The organism is Vibrio casei (assembly GCF_002218025.2).
In the GTDB taxonomy this organism is placed as follows: Bacteria; Pseudomonadota; Gammaproteobacteria; order Enterobacterales; family Vibrionaceae; genus Vibrio; species Vibrio casei.
This window is the reverse complement of record NZ_AP018680.1, coordinates 310,042-326,467: the sequence shown is the minus strand read 5'-3', so window position 1 is coordinate 326,467 and position 16,426 is coordinate 310,042. Positions and strand designations below refer to the sequence as shown.

Below are 16,426 nucleotides of genomic sequence, written 5' to 3'. Positions count from 1 at the left end.
AAAAGATCCAAAGTTGTCATTATTATGATTTCATTATTTGTACTTCAACTGCTGGCTGCTATTACCTTAATTAAATAATGTTTTTATTTCTAAGCGGTAAACCTATAATTTAAACATAATGCCCACATCGATTTTCGTAAGGAAACGCTACCTGATGTCAAACCAAGATGGATCATTTAATAATATTCCCCCTGAAAGTAATGAATTATTAGAAGAATCGAATTTAAGAAACAATATTCTAAAACGATTTCTACTTATGATGACAATTTTCACCTTGGTTTCATTGGGCTTAGGTTATTATATTTATCAACAATATACCCATAGTTTAGAAGAAAAATTGCTGGCACAAGAAGAAGCTTTTGTTGCAACTACAACCTATTCACTGCAAAAAGAGATGCAAATGCAGCTCATTGCATTACAAATGACATCGAAGTCTAAAGTCTTGAGTGAGTATTTAATAAATCATTCAGAACAAAGTAAAGTAAGCCTAGAAAGTAAAGAAAGCTTAGAAGGCTTATTTAAAAACCTCACGGTAGCTTTTCAGCATTATGATCAAGTTCGACTCTTTGATTTAGATGGCGATGAGATGATCCGTATTAATTATAATCATGGTAATCCAAGTTCAACGGACCAATCAAATCTACAAAACAAACATAATCGTTATTATTTTCAACAAGCTTTATCCATGAAACCGAATGAAACTTATGTTTCTAAAATGGATTTAAATATTGAGAATGAAAAAATTGAAGTGCCCTATAACCCTACATTAAGGTTTGCAACACAAGTATTAGATGATAATGGCGATGCCGTTGGGGTCCTAATATTGAACTATCTCGCAAACGATTTATTAGAGAACTTTCGTCACCAAATGACCTTGCGAATAAATGGACAAGGGATGTTGATTGATGAACAAGGTTATTGGCTCAGTAATCATGATCGAAGCAATGAATGGGGGATGAGCTTAGGGCATCCAGAAAATCATTTCAAAAAACGTTATCCCACCGCTTGGCCAATTATTAGTAAAAGTAATAATGGAACATTAAAAACAGAAAATGGCTTATTTCGCTATCAAGCCATCACACCATTAGACTTTAGTTCGATCGAAAGTCCAAATAAACAAACTGATAATCATGTTCATTTTCCAATTACAATGGAATCGATCCATAATACCAATTGGAAACTAGTGATCTTTCTTCCCAATGAAATTATTCAACAATATTCATTCTTTTATAAGCAAAGTGGCCGCTTACTCATCGCATTACTTTATTTTTCTATCGCATTTATCATGCTTTTATTGATCACAAATTCGGAACAAAAAAAACTACGTAAGAAAAATCACATACGTATCAGTGCTGAATTAAAAGATCTTTATGAAAATGCACCTTGTGGTTACCACACTTTAAACCCTCAAGGAGTAGTCACTCGTATCAATAAAACCGAACTTAATTGGCTTGGGTATGAGCGGGAAGAGGTCATTGGACAGTCTTTTGCAAAATTTTTGACGCCTGCCAGCCAAGATACTTTTGAGACATTTTTAACAGCGCTACCTAAAAAGCAAGAAATGGACGGAATCGTCTTAGAAGTTCAGCCCAAACAAGGTGAAACGTTTTTTGTTTCGACCTCTGCCGTTGTACTGTTAAATGAGGGTAATTTTGCATTAGCCAGAACGTCTGCTTTCAATATTACCGATCGTATCGAGCTAGAAAAACGCTTAGAATATATTGCTAATACCGATGTGTTAACGGGGATTAGTAATCGTCGCCATTTCTTTGAACAAGTCACCCCCTTATTTAATCAATGCCAAGATACTCAAACACCTTTAACACTATTAATGATAGATGTTGATCACTTTAAATCAGTCAACGATATTTACGGTCATGATGCCGGTGACCTAGTATTGCAACACCTTAGCCATACAATAAAAGAAAGCATTCACGAATCAATGTTGTTTGCTCGACTTGGTGGAGAAGAGTTTGTTGTGGTTGCGCAATGTAACCAAGATGAAGGGCTTATTCTCGCAGAGCAGATTCGCAGTATCATTTCCCTGTCCCATATTCATATTACTGAAGATACTCAAGTCACCATCACTCTATCCATTGGTGTGGCTGTCAATCACCCACAACATACTGATATTGATGATATATTAAAACAAGCCGATTTGGCCCTTTATGAGGCAAAACAAACTGGTCGCAATCGAGTCTTAGCCTTTAATGAAGCGATGAAACAAGCCAACCATGATGATTATGAATAAAGGCTAAAAGCTCTCGTTAATACCGATAAAAATCAAAAGGAGATCAGATCGTTGCTTTTAACTTAAAAATTCCACGAAGCCGAAATATTATAAAGTTCACTTTTACGCCCCGTATCAATATTGACATCATCGAGCGGAACCGCGTATTCGAAGGCCACTTTAATCGCGTCTTTATAGCTCACTTCCAATCCTAAAGCATAAGAAGACAGATTATGCTCTATCGCTAATGAATTAAACTTGGTATAGGCGGTATCGGCAACCACATAAGGTTTAAATTGGTCAATAATCATTAAATCGTAATGAAAGCTCCTCGATAACATCACCTCCGCGCCATAGCCAACATCCCCTTCGGCTTGCCCTTCTGGGTAACCTCTCCCATAAAAACGCCCACCATAAGAAACTCGTTCTGCACTGACTAAATCATCATCACTATAAAAGCCATTCCCTTTTACTTGTAGTTGTACATCCCCCACCATGTCATACCCGACCGCCATGTTAACGATCCATGCCGTAAAATTAAGATCGCCTTCTTCAAAATCACGCGTCCCTTGATTACGGTGTTTGTCAAACTAGTTGTCGCGATCACTACGTTATGCACTCTCAGCCTTGACACTATTTTGTTCAGGGTTTAAGTACACTTCTTTTGGTAAATCCCAATTACGGATATTACCGCTCCAGCGCTCAGGGTGAGCATCTTTAGCACCTTGATAAACTTCTTTTCTATTAGCCAATATGTCACCCGCTAATCCTGAATGCCTTTGATGTGGGCTGACGTATTTGATGCCACTATGTTTGTGGTTAAAATTATACCAGTGGCTAAATTTCAACACCCAACTACGCGCCTCATCAATTGTTGAAAACCCTTTATACGGATAGTCAGGGCGATATTTACACGTTTTAAATATCGACTCAGCATAAGCATTATCATTGCTCACCCTAGGACGATTAAAAGACGACACGACACCTAAACTATAAAGTGTTTCAAGCATTGATGAGCCTTTCATTGGGCTTCCATTATCCGAATGCAGTACCAGAGGATTATCTTTAACTCCTTCTTTTAAATGAGCTTTCTTAATTAATATTGATGCATTTTCTGCTGATTCGTCATCATGAATTTCCCATCCAACAATCTTTCGACTAAATATATCGAGTATCAAATATAAATAAAAATGCAGCCCTTTAGCGGGGCCTGGTAACCAAGTAATATCCCAACACCACACTTGGTTTGGCCCTGTAGCACAGTGTGTCGTCGGTACTTTTCTCTCTTTTATCTGACTACGTCCGCGAGCGTTTTGCTGTTTTTCTTCATGAAGAACACGATAATATGTTGATTCAGAAGCAAGATAAATACCCTCATCTGCTAATGTAGGGACGATTTGGCTTGGTGGTAAGCTCTTAAAATCATCGCTATTAACGATGGCTAATATGTTATCTCTCTCTGCTTTTGATAGCTTATTTTTTGGCTCAGGGCGCTGAGATATTGGTCTACCATCTGTTTTTATGTTCCCGTCAACAGTCCAACGTTGATACGTCCGGACACTGATCCCAAGTTCACGGCAAGCTTTAAACTTTGGCGCACCAGAACTCACAGCTTCATTAACTAGTTTAACTGCTTGAATGCGAGCTGAGTCGAGGATCATTCGTCCTCGGCTTCCCCCCAGATCGCATTTGCTTTTTTTCTTAACACCAATAGTGCTGCGGTTTCAGCGAGTGCCTTATCTTTTCGACGTAGCTCCTTTTCTAATTGATTGATCTGTTTTTTATCTTTCTTTGTTTCGGTGGAGAAGGCTTTTTCTTGCTCTTTAACGTTAGCGTTTGCATCTATACACGCATTTCGCCAAGCCGATACTTGTTCCACATAAAGACCTTTGCCTCGACAATATTCCGCTAACTCAGCTTGATTTAAAGAGGCTGTTTCCAACACGACTGAGAATTTATTTGCTGATGACCACTGCTCAGCATTCTTTCCATCACCTGGCACTAAATGCCCCTTATCAATTGCTTGTTTTCGCCAATTATACAAGGTTGATTCACCAATCCCCATCTCGATTGATAATTGGGCTATTGCTATATTATTTGGAGGCATCATCTTCTGAAGAGCCGACTCTTTGCTTTGCGCTGAATAATGTTTCATTGTTACTCCACGCCCTCTGTTTAATGGTTGAATATTAAGCGCGACAACTAGTCTGACAGAGAGGGTACCAAGCATGATCCATACTGATTGCGTAATATTCAGTGTCTCGCTCACTATCAACCGGAATTAAACCAGATAACGACACTTTTTCGATCCAACTATTCAGCGAGTTGACGGTGACAGTCGCATATAAATCATTATCACCCTCTTTTTGGTAGCTGTACGATAAATCAGGTTCAATCCATTTTCGTTCCACCTCCTCGATTCGAATAGAGGTGGCTCCAGAAAGTGTTTTGGGTTTTGGTAAGGCTAACTGAAACCGGTAGCCTGGTATCTCTCTGAGTAACAAAATGGCTTTTTCAAGGCTATTTTGAGTCAGTGGTTTTTCTTGCAAAATGGGCTTAAGCACCCTGTTCACTTTATATTGAATGTTTGCTTGATCAACAATCACCTCTGCACGAACAACATATCCCTCAATCAGCGTAATCGTCAACCGGCCTTGATGAAAACCATCGGCGGCAATGGACGCATACGAAAGTGGATAGCCTTTTTTTTCATACAAAGCATTAATTTTCCCAATAACCCGTTTAGCCATTTCGATTGAATAGTGAGTGTCTATTAAAGGCTGGGCAATCGATGATAGTTCTTCATCACTAATTACCGTTCCGCCACGAAAGTGTACATGTGAAATATATCCCTGATTACTTTCAAGCACATCCGCTGACCCACGAAGATCGGGAGGTTGCGATTCAGATAATGTTGGCGGTGGCTCTTGAGGCTCGGTAATTAAAGGCGGTAATTTTGCATAACTAAAAGAGGTGTAAAGTGACGCAGCCCAAACGGTCATTATTATTTTTTTCATATTGGGATCACTATAAAAAAACCGGAGAAAATCGCCTCCGGTTTTATGGATGAAAAGTTATAGTTTTTTACCTAACAGTGGATCAAGTATTTTGTTATCGATCGTATCGAGCAATCCTGCTTTCTCACCATCCGATTGGGTTTGTAACACACCATTTAGCGTTTGATTTAAGCCAGAGGTGACAGGCCCATTGGTGCTGCCTAATAAAGTATTATTCACACCATTTAAACCATCGGAAACATTATCCACCAACCCAGCTTGTGCACCGGGCGCCGTACCTAATGCCCCTGTTTTTTCTTTTAAACCCGCTAGAACACCACTGAGAGGATTATCTTGAATATTATTCGAGTCTAATAGCTTTTTCGTAACATCACTGACTACTGGAATAGACGCCAGAACATTATCGCTGTTAGGTTGCGTGACAGAAGCAATCAAAGAGCTCACATTCGATGTGACAATCGCTTTTTTCTCACCAACATTAGCAATCACACCCTGTAGTTTACCTTTAGTATCGACTAAAATTTGATCGCCATCGCTGGCGTTTAAACCACCTAATGTAGATTGCAAACTCGTCAATACTTCGTTGTTAGATAAGCGATCACCAACCAACACCGCCGTTAATCCATTACTGCCAACGAGGACTTCACCAACACCTCTAACCATGCCTTGTTTATCAGACAATAATGCTTGTGTGCCTTCTTTCAAACTGCTGCCTGTAACGTATACAAGCTGGCCAAGTGCAGGTTTAATATCGGCTTTATTTTCAAACAAAATAAGCGCGTTGCCTTTAAGATCTAACAAGCCATCTACTTCTTTCAAAATAGGCGCTGTTGTTGCGGAGAGTGTTGAACTTAAGCCATATAAGCCGCCATTTTCATCAGAAAAATGGAATTCTAACGTATCACCAACTTGTTCAAGTTTGCCGCCTAATTCCGACACGGTTCTTCCTGAATAACTTAATACGCCGGTTTTATCATTAAGTTGTACAAAAACAGGTAAAGCATCTAATTGAGCAATGGTATCTCCCGTCGCCACAACCGTGCTCCCAACTTGAGTCGTCACCTTAGAGACCCCGGCACCTGTGTCATTAATCATCGAATCATCGTAGGTAGCCAAACCATGGGTTAATGTATTCCCCGTCTCGGCAACCACAGCGCCAAGATTAACCAATACTTCACCTGAACCTGTCGTGAGGGAATTTGCATAATCGGTCAATGGACTATGGCTGACTGCATCACCTAATCCAGTCACCGCGCTTCCTGAGCTTTGCAAACCATCTTCAAGTAATCCGGCATTTTGAGTTGGTGCATCTGGATCGACTGGGGTTGATGTCTGAGGCGTTGTTTCAGATTCAATATTAGCCGTTTCAGACTCTAGTGCACCATTTGTCGCTGCACCACCGCTGGTTACCGTATTACCACCTTGCCCAGAACAGCCTAAAAGTATTAAAGAAAAAAGTAGAGCTGAAGCAGGAGATCGTAAGGAGCTATATTTGAATTTGAGTTTTAATATTAGATATTTTAATTTTAAAGCGCTATGTCTGAATCTTAGCGCGCTATATTTTATCGTCATTTTTCTATCCTTAGCCGACACAAAACAAGCCGTTTTTATGCATTGTTGTACGTCAAACAAGCCGCATCACTGAAGGATAAACACTAAACATCAATCGATTTATCTTTAAGATAAGCTGTACTCATATTTCTTGTTTAAACCGCACACGTAAGTCTCACATTTGAGATAAAAATAAGATTATTAAAAAAATCATAGATAAAGTGTAGGCATCTTGATATGTAAATTCAATGTCAAAACACAAAACAGGATAATTCAAAATATTCTTTATTTATCAATTTGATAGGATATATTTCGAGATCTTTATTCCAAAATGGTCTAATAACTAATATTGACAATAATTGTTCGTAAGAAAACTAAACAGATACAAGTGGAATAAGCTGAGAGAAGGTAGAAAGAGAAATAAAAAATCGCAAAGAAAATTAAAAGTTAGCCAAACCGTTGGCTGAAAATAGAAATAAACTGCTCATATTGATCGAGAGATAATTGATTGATCCCCGCAGCTGCTCGACGACCGCCACCATTAGGAAATTGACTGCACACTTCATCCGCCCCTTCTCGACGATTGAGTGGAGCTCGAACGCTGACGGTATAATCTCTTAGATTTTCATTCAGGGTCAGAACAGCAAATGCTTTATTTGGGTTAGTATTAGCCAATTCATTGCCAAACACACCACTAATTCGCCTTGCCCATGTCTGATTCGGTAATACATAGACTTCGCAAGTCTCGGTGTTAAACATTGGCATTAAACCATCTAATTGAGCATTATCTTGTTGGTAACCGACCTTAAGTTGGTAAAAAACTGAATCTTGATGGCTTAGCAACTCAAATGGATCTGGGTATTGCAATAACGTTTGAAATAATACGTTGGGTGCAATGTGTAGGTCCTTCACGCTTGCGCCATAACCATTATAGTTAATCAGCGTACCCAGCTCCTTCAAATACTCAATTTGATCCGGTGATAATTGAGATTGTTGAGATAACACCAACGCACGCTTCGTCATATTGTCGCCAAAAGCGCCTGCGATAGCCCACAACTGGTATTGCCCTTTCAATCTCTGATTTATGAGTAAACTGGTGCAGATCTCGGCATCTAAATTAATGCATGCTTCAAGATAAGGAGACTCTGGAATCTCGCCACTTTGATGATGATCGCAATAAAAAATAGGGATATGACGCTCAAGCAATTGCTTTAACGCATCGACATTCTTCTGCATAGAGACATCCAACACCGTTACCGAAGTCACATCATCGACTTTCGCCACTTGAGAGAGTAATTGAATGTCTCTTTTAATACCTGTCACCAGTTGACTTTTTTTCGGCTCAACAAAGCGTAATTGCAATAGCGCAATGATGCCATCGGCATCACCGTTAAACACATCATAGTGCATAAAAAATCCTTTTAAACGCGATATCGAACCAAATGTAACGACACTTAATCGCTACCAAATAAGTCACGGGTGTACACTTTATCCGCCACATCGGCTAATTCTTCAACCATGCGATTTGAAACGATGACATCGGATAATTGCTTGAACTCATCAAAATCACGAATAACGCGTGAGTGGAAAAATTCATCTTCTTTTAGCACAGGTTCGTATACCACAACTTCAATACCTTTCGCTTTCAAACGCTTCATAATGCCCTGAATGCTTGATGCGCGGAAGTTATCTGAACCGGCTTTCATAATTAAGCGGTAAATCCCCACAACGGTTGGGTTACGTTTAATAATAGAATCCGCTACAAAATCTTTACGAGTTCGGTTAGCGTCGACAATTGCCCCAATAATATTATTTGGAACAGACTCATAGTTCGCCAATAACTGCTTAGTATCTTTCGGTAAGCAGTAACCACCATAACCAAATGATGGATTATTATAATGACTACCAATGCGAGGATCTAATCCCACACCTTCAATAATCTGACGAGCATCTAAGCCATTCGCTTCCGCGTAAGAATCCAATTCATTGAAGTAAGCCACACGTAAAGCAAGATACGTATTAGAAAATAACTTCACTGCTTCCGCTTCCGTTGAATCAGTAAACAGCACATCAATATTGTCTTTTACTGCACCTTCAACCAGCAAGCCTGCAAACACTTTAGCTCTTTCAGATTGCTCACCAACAATAATACGAGACGGGTGTAAGTTATCAAATAAAGCACGACCTTCACGTAAAAACTCAGGTGAGAACATAATGTTATCGCACTGCATCTCTTGCTTAATATTTGCCGTGTATCCAACGGGTACGGTAGATTTAATCACCATCACCGCATTTGGGTTAATTTCCATCACCTCACGAATTACCGCTTCTACCGATGAAGTATTAAAATAGTTGGTTTGAGGATCATAATCAGTCGGCGTAGCAATCACGACAAACTCAGCATCTTGATAAGCGGCTTGTTTATCGAGAGTCGCCGTTAGATTCAACTCTTTTTCAGATAAAAACTGTTCAATTTCAGCATCAACAATAGGAGACTTTTTATTGTTAATCATCTCCACTTTTTCAGGAATGATATCAACGGCAACCACTTCATGGTGCTGAGATAAAAGAACGGCATTCGAAAGGCCTACATAGCCTGTACCTGCAATGGCAATTTTCATAATTAAAACTCTATAGTATTGAATTTAATACGATTTAAAGCCTTGATTCAAACTCAATTGGAGAATCATACCAAAGGCTTAATAATGGGAGATATCCTAAAACGAAGGGCGCAACAATACGATTTTGCCAGCCCTTAATATTGTGTTAAAAATTAATTTTTTACATTCGAGCGATTGAATCTTTCTTCTTTCCCTCTACCAATTGACTGCCCTGTCCGGATAAGCCATACCACTGACGCAACTTCTTTGTAATACGCCAAACATTCGATAGCATGGCGGTATAAATACAGAAAGTAACAAGGAAAATATAGAACATGACAGATTCAGGAACATTGGCCATTTCGCCTAAGATACCAAAACCGGCAAACAAAGTGGCAAGAAAGCAAATAATCATTAATGTTTGAGCAGAAGAAAAGCCTAAACGTTGGAATATATGGTGTAAATGTTCTCTATCTGGTTTAAACGGAGAATCACCGCGTCGAATCCGGCGAATCATAATGGCCGCCATATCCATTAGAGGGATAGCAATCAGCCACAAAGCGGTCACAGGACGAATCAATGGTTGGCCTTTGGTTTGGCTAGAACACAATAAAAACCACACCACCATGAAGCCAATCATCATACTACCGGCATCACCCATAAAAATCTTACGCTGACGACCGAGTAACCCTAAGTTCATTAATATATAAGGCAGCATGATCACACCGATCACTAAGCTAGTGTACGAAAACGTAGTTTGTCCATCGGCTAAAAGCAGCAAACCAATCGCCGAAAAAGTCACAACAGATAACCCTCCCAGTAACCCATCAATACCATCAACCATGTTAAAAGCATTGATTGCTGCTACGACAGCGAATACCGTAACCACATAGCCAAACCAATCGAGATGAATCACACCCAAACCGACAATATCACCTAAAGTATGTAACTTAACATTTGTGAAATACATCATCGCGAGCGAAATCAGTGCTTGAATAGCAAAACGAAGTTTAAAACTCACGTCATACTTATCATCCAATGCCCCAACGATCATCAAAATAGTCAGAGAAATTAAAAAGTAATCAGAATAAGGAATAGCTTGGGGATTCATCAAAAGGAAAATAGAAAAAGAGAGATAAATCGAAATTCCACCAACCAATGGTATAGCGCCGGAGTGCATTTTTCGCTCGTTGGGCCGATCAACTAAGCCAATGCGTTTCGCTAGCATCCTCAAAAAATACGTTACTGCAAAAGAAATGCAGAACATCGAGAACAACTCAAACATGATTATAGGCAAAATGTTTCCCTTACTATTTATAATCCATTTATAAATGCATGATGTATTACATCAAAATTAAAAAATGATTGAAAATGGTACGCATTCTACCAAAAAAAACATATTATTTTTCAAATCGATGTAAAAACTAGTCAGTTAATTAAAACTTGAAAAAGTTACAAATTATAGCTCAAATTTAACCGTAATACCTAGTTGTGACAGGAAAATGAACGTTCCGTGTAAATAACATAAATCTCTCACCACTCATTTATGACTCAGCTAATGAGGAGAGGAACAATCTGAACAAGCTATACTTTACCCTTGTACGATTAGTGCTAATATTAGTCATACACCATTTAACCTGCAACTAGCGGAAAATTACTTTGAATACAAAAACAACAAAAGTCAATAAAAATTCAAAATAAAGCACGAAACTCAACCATAATGATCTCATTATTATATACTGCGTCAGATTCGTTTGAAAGGTGCTTCATTCCTAGGCGAATCTTGCTTGTTTAAAGACTTGGATGAGAGTTCTGAATTCTGCATCTTGAAGTCACTTGAGTATAATGGTTATATGCAGTAAGAAAAATGTAAAATATTTATGCTTGAATGAACATGACGTTTATTTATCCTCTGAATTCCAGTAAAATCGAGAGCGGCACCATAAATAAAGACATAGCATTTGCATCTGTATAGCGAATAAAATTAACATTGAACAACAAAGTACTGACTCAGCAAACCTGTTTATAAAGTACTATCAGCAGCTTCATAGCCACCTTTAGGCTATTTTGGAACTCAATTTGTCATTAAATAACTAACATTAGACGACGGACTAAATGGAATTAACAACAAAAACACTCAGTATACTGTTATCAAGTGTCCTACTCGCGGGCTGTACTATGCCAGGCTCCCACATTAGCTTAGGTGGTAAAAATGTTGTTCAATCAGACTCTGAATCAGATTCCGGACAAGCCGAAAATGACATTTCAAGCCGAGTGAATGTTTACTCTTTAACCCCAAATACCGTCACTCAATTTAAAAAAGAACAGGTTACTTCACGTAACAATCCTGAACTTGATGAAACCATTGCCAAATACCAATATTTCATTGGCCCTGGTGATATTTTAAACATCACCATTTGGGATCACCCTGAACTGACCATTCCAGCAGGCTCATACCGAAGCTCGAGTGAATCGGGTAACTGGGTTCATTCTGATGGCACAATTTTCTACCCTTATATTGGCACGGTTAAAGTCGCGGGAAAAACCGTTACCCAAATTCGTGATGAAATTGCCAGACGTTTAGCCAAATACATTGAAAGCCCACAAGTCGATGTCAATGTTGCCGCCTTCCGAGCCCAAAAAGCTTACGTAACTGGTGAAATTAACACTCCAGGGCAACAACCCATCACTAACGTACCATTAACCATCTTAGATGCTATCAACCGCTCTGGTGGTCTAGCTCCGAACGCGGATTGGCGTAACATCACACTAACTCGCAATGGCCAAGAAGAGACAATTTCTCTTTACGCCTTAATGCAACGTGGTGATCTCACGCAAAATCGCCTACTTAAAAATGGCGACATTATTCACGTACCTCGTAATGATGGACAAAAAGTCTTTGTTATGGGCGAGGTGAATGAACCTAAATTACTCAAAATCGATCGTTCAGGAATGAGCTTAACCGAAGCCCTTAGTAGCGTGGGTGGCATTAATGAATTAGAAGCTGATGCAACTGGCGTGTTTGTCATTCGCGGCATTAAACAAAACGTCCAGAATACGCAAACTGAACAAGCGATGGCAACTCATGATAATGCTGACAATCAACCACCGCCACCGATTGCCAATATCTATCAGCTTAATATTAAAGATGCGACCGCATTAGTGATTGGCACCGAATTTGACATGCAACCTTATGATATCGTGTATGTAACGGCAGCTCCAATTACTCGTTGGAACCGTGTTGTTAGACAACTTATCCCAACCATTACTGGGTTCAATAACCTATCGGAAGGCTTAAATTACTACATGGATTTAAAGTAACGTCATAAATGAGATCCCAGATAACACTTGCTTCAAGTTACTGGGATCATAAGTCTTGCTATTTTATATATGATTACTTTATACATAAATAAAGCCAGTAGTGGTTTAACTTAACAAATGAAAAAAGAAAAACATGTTTAATAAAATTCTCGTTGTTTGTGTTGGTAATATATGCCGCTCTCCTACAGGTGAACGCCTATTGCAGCAAAAACTGCCGAATAAAATCGTTTCCTCCGCGGGGATTGGCACAGAACGCAGTGGTTTAACCAATAAACCCGCCGATAAAACCGCCCAATTGATCGCAGAGCAACACGGAGTATCGTTGGAAGCGCACCAAGCTCAGCAACTAACCAATAGTTTATGCCGTCAATATGATCTCATTTTAGTAATGGAAAAAGGCCATTTAGACGCCGTGCATGACATCGCCCCTGAAGCCCGAGGGAAAACCATGTTATTTGGCCAATGGATTGAGCACAAAGAGATCCCCGATCCATTTCGAAAAAGCCAAGAAGAATTTGAATACGTGTTTGATTTAATTGAAAGGTCAGCGAATGGCTGGGCAAAAAAATTACAATAAAAGGCATTACAGCTGAAATTTGATTCATAATAATTGTGTAGAAATACATAACATGAAAAGCAGAAAGTATTTAAAAACAAATAGTATTTATAAATAGATAGTTTTTATAAATAGATAGTATTATACCCAAATAAGTACCTCACAGAAAAAACATGGATTCGTTTTCTCTGTTGAATCAATAATTTAACGTTTATAAAAGATTGGAATGCTCATGAGTGTTAACCCAAGCAACACACAAAAATCATCGGATAACAATGATGTTATCGACCTTGGCAAGTTATTTGGGATCCTCTTAGATCACCGTTGGTTCATCATCCTAACCACGGCGGTTTTTGCGATTCTGGGGGTGAGTTATGCACTACTTGCAACACCAATCTACAATACCGATGCCTTGATTCAAGTCGAACAAAAAAGCTCAGGCATGCCAGTACTCAACTCAGATATGGCGGATTTGTTTAGCTCTGAGTCTCCTGCTTCCACTGAAATTGAAATTATCAATTCACGTATGGTATTAGGCGAAACCGTCGATAAATTAAACTTAACGACCGTTGCCAGTGCGGATCATTTTCCAATCATAGGTAAAGGGCTTTCTCGTATTCTCGGAGATACCCAGCACATCCAAATTAGTCGCTTCATGACGCCAGAGCGAGCTGAACCACAAGCCTATACCCTAACCATGTTAGATGAAGATCAAGGCAACTACCGCTTAACCGATAGTAATGAGCAAACCATCTTAGACGGGAAAGTCGGTGAGCTGGCCCAGCAAGGTGAGTACCGCTTGTTTGTCACTCAAATAACAGCCAACACCGGTGATAGTTTTACCATTAGTAATATTAGCCGCTTAGATGCCATTCAACGTTTACAAAGAAACCTATCGATTAGTGAACGTGGTAAACAAACCGGTATACTACAACTGTCGCTTACGGGTGAAAATCGTGCGGATATTCAAGCTATCTTGCAAGATATTAGCCAAAATTATTTCTTACAAAATGTCGAACGAAACTCTGCTGAAGCAGAAAATAGCTTAGTCTTCCTTAAAGAGCACCTGCCAGAAATTAAAACCCAATTAACCGTGGCAGAAGACAAACTCAATCGTTATCGTCAAAATAATGAATCCGTGGATCTCAACATGGAAGCGCAATCGACTCTTAATGTGATGGTTGCACTTGAAGCACAATTAAATGAACTCACCTTTAAAGAAAGTGATATTTCACAGCGATTCACCAAGCAACACCCTGCTTATCAATCATTACTAGATAAACGCAAAACACTGTTATCGGAAAAAACTCGCCTTGAAAAGCGAATTGAGAAGTTACCAAAAACACAACGTGAAGTATTACGTATGACGCGTGATGTGGAAGTGAATCAACAAATTTACATCCAACTGCTCAATAAAGTTCAAGAGCTGAACATTGTTAAAGCCAGTACCGTTGGTAACGTACGTATTATTGATGGTGCGCAAAGCTTTTCTCAAGCCGTTAAACCTAAAAAACCATTAATCGCCGTACTGGCAACCTTACTTGGTGGTATGTTCTCTGTCGGACTAGTATTACTGAAAGCGGCAATGCATAGAGGTATTGAAACGCCAGCACAAGTAGAAGAAATTGGTTTGCCGGTTTACGCGTCTATTCCTCTGTCTATCTCTCAAGCCGATCTAGACAAGAAAAAGCTCAAGTCCTTATCAATAAACGATACCTTATTGACGGTTTCTCATCCTGCTGATTTAGCCATTGAGGCCATTCGTAGCCTGCGTACTAGCTTGCACTTTGCAATGATGGAAGCAAGAAATAATGTCTTAATGATTTCAGGCCCAAGCCCATCAGTTGGTAAATCATTTGTATCTGCCAACATGGCGGCAGTCGTCAGCCAAGTAGGGCAGAAAGTATTAGTCATTGATGCCGATATGCGCAAAGGCCGTATGGGTCGTCAATTTAATACGAATGATAAGCCAGGCCTATCAGAATACCTAAGCGGGCAAATGACAAAAGAAGACGTCCTTAAAGAATTAGGCGTTGAAAACCTCAACTTTATTCCACGAGGTGAAGCTCCGCCTAACCCATCAGAATTATTGATGCACCCACGCTTTAAAGAACTACTCGATTGGGCCAGTGAGCAATACGATATGGTGATTGTCGATACACCACCTATTCTTGCGGTCACCGATGCTGCCATTGTTGGCGCACACGCAGGCACCACTTTAATTGTTGGTCGATTTGAGCAAAACACCATTAAAGAACTTGAGTTTACTAAACAACGCTTTGAAAATAATGGCATTGAAGTCAAAGGCTTTATTTTAAATGCGGTAGAGAAAAAAGCGGCTGCCGCTTATGGTGGCTATGCTTATTATCAATACGAATATAAGAGCGAAAAAGCGAAATAAACCTCATAAAAAAGGGTACGACAGTCAAATGAGTACCCTTTTTTATAACCAAATAATGAGAACTACCTACACGCCCAATCCTCAGATCGCTTTAACTAGATCCCTGATGTCGCCTAGGCTCCTCGGGATGACGACAATTTACCCTCATCATTCCAACTGTGCATAATCCACACTATTTCAGCCTAACTACCCCCTACCGAGAATAACCAGCTCCAGCCGAGCCTACCACTCCATCATTCCCGCCGAACCTACCACTCCGTCATTCCCGCCGAGCCTTACCACCCGTCATTCCGGCCGAGCCTAAGCGAGAGCCGGAATCTAATCACCACAACCACTACACTAAAAGAAAGAAACTCATTAAAACCAATAACATATCGAAGATCGCTTTAACTAGATCCCTGATGTCGCCTAGGCTCCTCGGGATGACGGCTGTTTACCCTCATCATTCCAACTGTGCATAATCACACTATTTCAGCCTAACTAACCCCTACCGAGAATAACCAGCTCCAGCCGAACCTACCACTCCACCATTCCCGCCAAGCCTAACCACTCCGTCATTCCGGCCGAGCCTAAGCGAGAGCCGGAATCTAATCACCACAACCACTACACTAAAAGAAAACAAAAAACTAATAAAAACCAATAACATATCGAAGATCGCTTTAACTAGATCCCTGATGTCGCCTAGGCTCCTCGGGATGACGGCTGTTTACCCTCATCATTCCAACTGTGCATAATCACACTATTTCAGCC

The 16,426-nt window shown here is 39.8% G+C and carries 10 protein-coding genes and 1 pseudogene; 4 read left to right on the top strand and 7 right to left on the bottom strand.

The genetic code is table 11. From position 1 onward, the window contains the following. The first annotated feature begins 154 nt into the window (after positions 1-154). Positions 155-2,251, top strand: coding sequence for a sensor domain-containing diguanylate cyclase (locus tag VCASEI_RS01525; protein WP_162621003.1), 2,097 nt, complete (start codon positions 155-157; stop codon positions 2,249-2,251). 62 nt (positions 2,252-2,313) lie between these two features. Here the strand turns inward: VCASEI_RS01525 and VCASEI_RS01520 are convergent. The 7 genes and pseudogenes from VCASEI_RS01520 to wecA all read right to left on the bottom strand — a co-directional run. Beyond that, positions 2,314-2,769 (bottom strand): annotated as a pseudogene (locus VCASEI_RS01520) (ShlB/FhaC/HecB family hemolysin secretion/activation protein); the annotation flags it as partial. A 72-nt stretch (positions 2,770-2,841) separates the two neighbouring features. Continuing rightward, positions 2,842-4,385 (bottom strand): IS3 family transposase gene (locus VCASEI_RS01515; RefSeq protein ID WP_225736794.1). Its coding sequence is split into 2 segments (ribosomal slippage): positions 2,842-3,932 and positions 3,932-4,385, totalling 1,545 coding nucleotides; the frame shifts between segments, so codons are not numbered across the junction. A 34-nt stretch (positions 4,386-4,419) separates the two neighbouring features. Then, entirely contained in the window at positions 4,420-5,247 is an 828-nt protein-coding gene (locus tag VCASEI_RS01510; protein WP_089111011.1) for a POTRA domain-containing protein, read from the bottom strand. A gap of 57 nt (positions 5,248-5,304) precedes the next feature. Beyond that, positions 5,305-6,819, bottom strand: a complete 1,515-nt coding sequence (locus tag VCASEI_RS01505) for a collagen-like triple helix repeat-containing protein (protein ID WP_089111010.1) — start codon at positions 6,817-6,819, stop codon at positions 5,305-5,307. Between the two features lie 426 nt (positions 6,820-7,245). Further along, on the bottom strand, positions 7,246-8,208 hold the full coding sequence (locus tag VCASEI_RS01500) for an acetyltransferase (RefSeq protein ID WP_089111009.1): 963 nt from the start codon (positions 8,206-8,208) through the stop codon (positions 7,246-7,248). Between the two features lie 44 nt (positions 8,209-8,252). Beyond that, positions 8,253-9,419 carry a nucleotide sugar dehydrogenase gene (locus tag VCASEI_RS01495; protein ID WP_086959358.1) on the bottom strand — a complete coding sequence of 389 codons (1,167 nt, stop codon included), beginning with the start codon at positions 9,417-9,419 and terminating at the stop codon, positions 8,253-8,255. A gap of 160 nt (positions 9,420-9,579) precedes the next feature. Then, positions 9,580-10,695 (bottom strand): UDP-N-acetylglucosamine--undecaprenyl-phosphate N-acetylglucosaminephosphotransferase, encoded by a 1,116-nt coding sequence (gene wecA, locus VCASEI_RS01490; protein ID WP_226983471.1) that lies wholly within the window; start codon positions 10,693-10,695, stop codon positions 9,580-9,582. 818 nt (positions 10,696-11,513) lie between these two features. Between wecA and VCASEI_RS01485 the strand changes: the two genes are divergently transcribed. From VCASEI_RS01485 to VCASEI_RS01475, 3 genes are all read left to right on the top strand, one after another. After that, positions 11,514-12,719: a polysaccharide export protein gene (locus VCASEI_RS01485; protein WP_089111008.1), complete on the top strand. Its 1,206-nt coding sequence runs from the start codon at positions 11,514-11,516 to the stop codon at positions 12,717-12,719. 133 nt (positions 12,720-12,852) lie between these two features. After that, on the top strand, positions 12,853-13,296 hold the full coding sequence (locus VCASEI_RS01480; protein WP_086959364.1) for an arsenate reductase/protein-tyrosine-phosphatase family protein: 444 nt from the start codon (positions 12,853-12,855) through the stop codon (positions 13,294-13,296). A 211-nt stretch (positions 13,297-13,507) separates the two neighbouring features. Next, positions 13,508-15,676, top strand: coding sequence for a polysaccharide biosynthesis tyrosine autokinase (locus VCASEI_RS01475; protein ID WP_089111007.1), 2,169 nt, complete (start codon positions 13,508-13,510; stop codon positions 15,674-15,676). The last annotated feature ends 750 nt before the right edge of the window (positions 15,677-16,426 follow it).

Bases quoted from the DNA above. Each gene is read 5' to 3' on its own strand.
- VCASEI_RS01485 (WP_089111008.1), top strand. From the start codon at position 11,514: ATGGAATTAACAACAAAAACACTCAGTATACTGTTATCAAGTGTCCTA.
- VCASEI_RS01480 (WP_086959364.1), top strand. From the start codon at position 12,853: ATGTTTAATAAAATTCTCGTTGTTTGTGTTGGTAATATATGCCGCTCT.
- VCASEI_RS01525 (WP_162621003.1), top strand. From the start codon at position 155: ATGTCAAACCAAGATGGATCATTTAATAATATTCCCCCTGAAAGTAAT.
- VCASEI_RS01495 (WP_086959358.1), bottom strand. From the start codon at position 9,419: ATGAAAATTGCCATTGCAGGTACAGGCTATGTAGGCCTTTCGAATGCC.
- VCASEI_RS01510 (WP_089111011.1), bottom strand. From the start codon at position 5,247: ATGAAAAAAATAATAATGACCGTTTGGGCTGCGTCACTTTACACCTCT.
- VCASEI_RS01505 (WP_089111010.1), bottom strand. From the start codon at position 6,819: ATGACGATAAAATATAGCGCGCTAAGATTCAGACATAGCGCTTTAAAA.
- VCASEI_RS01500 (WP_089111009.1), bottom strand. From the start codon at position 8,208: ATGCACTATGATGTGTTTAACGGTGATGCCGATGGCATCATTGCGCTA.
- VCASEI_RS01475 (WP_089111007.1), top strand. From the start codon at position 13,508: ATGAGTGTTAACCCAAGCAACACACAAAAATCATCGGATAACAATGAT.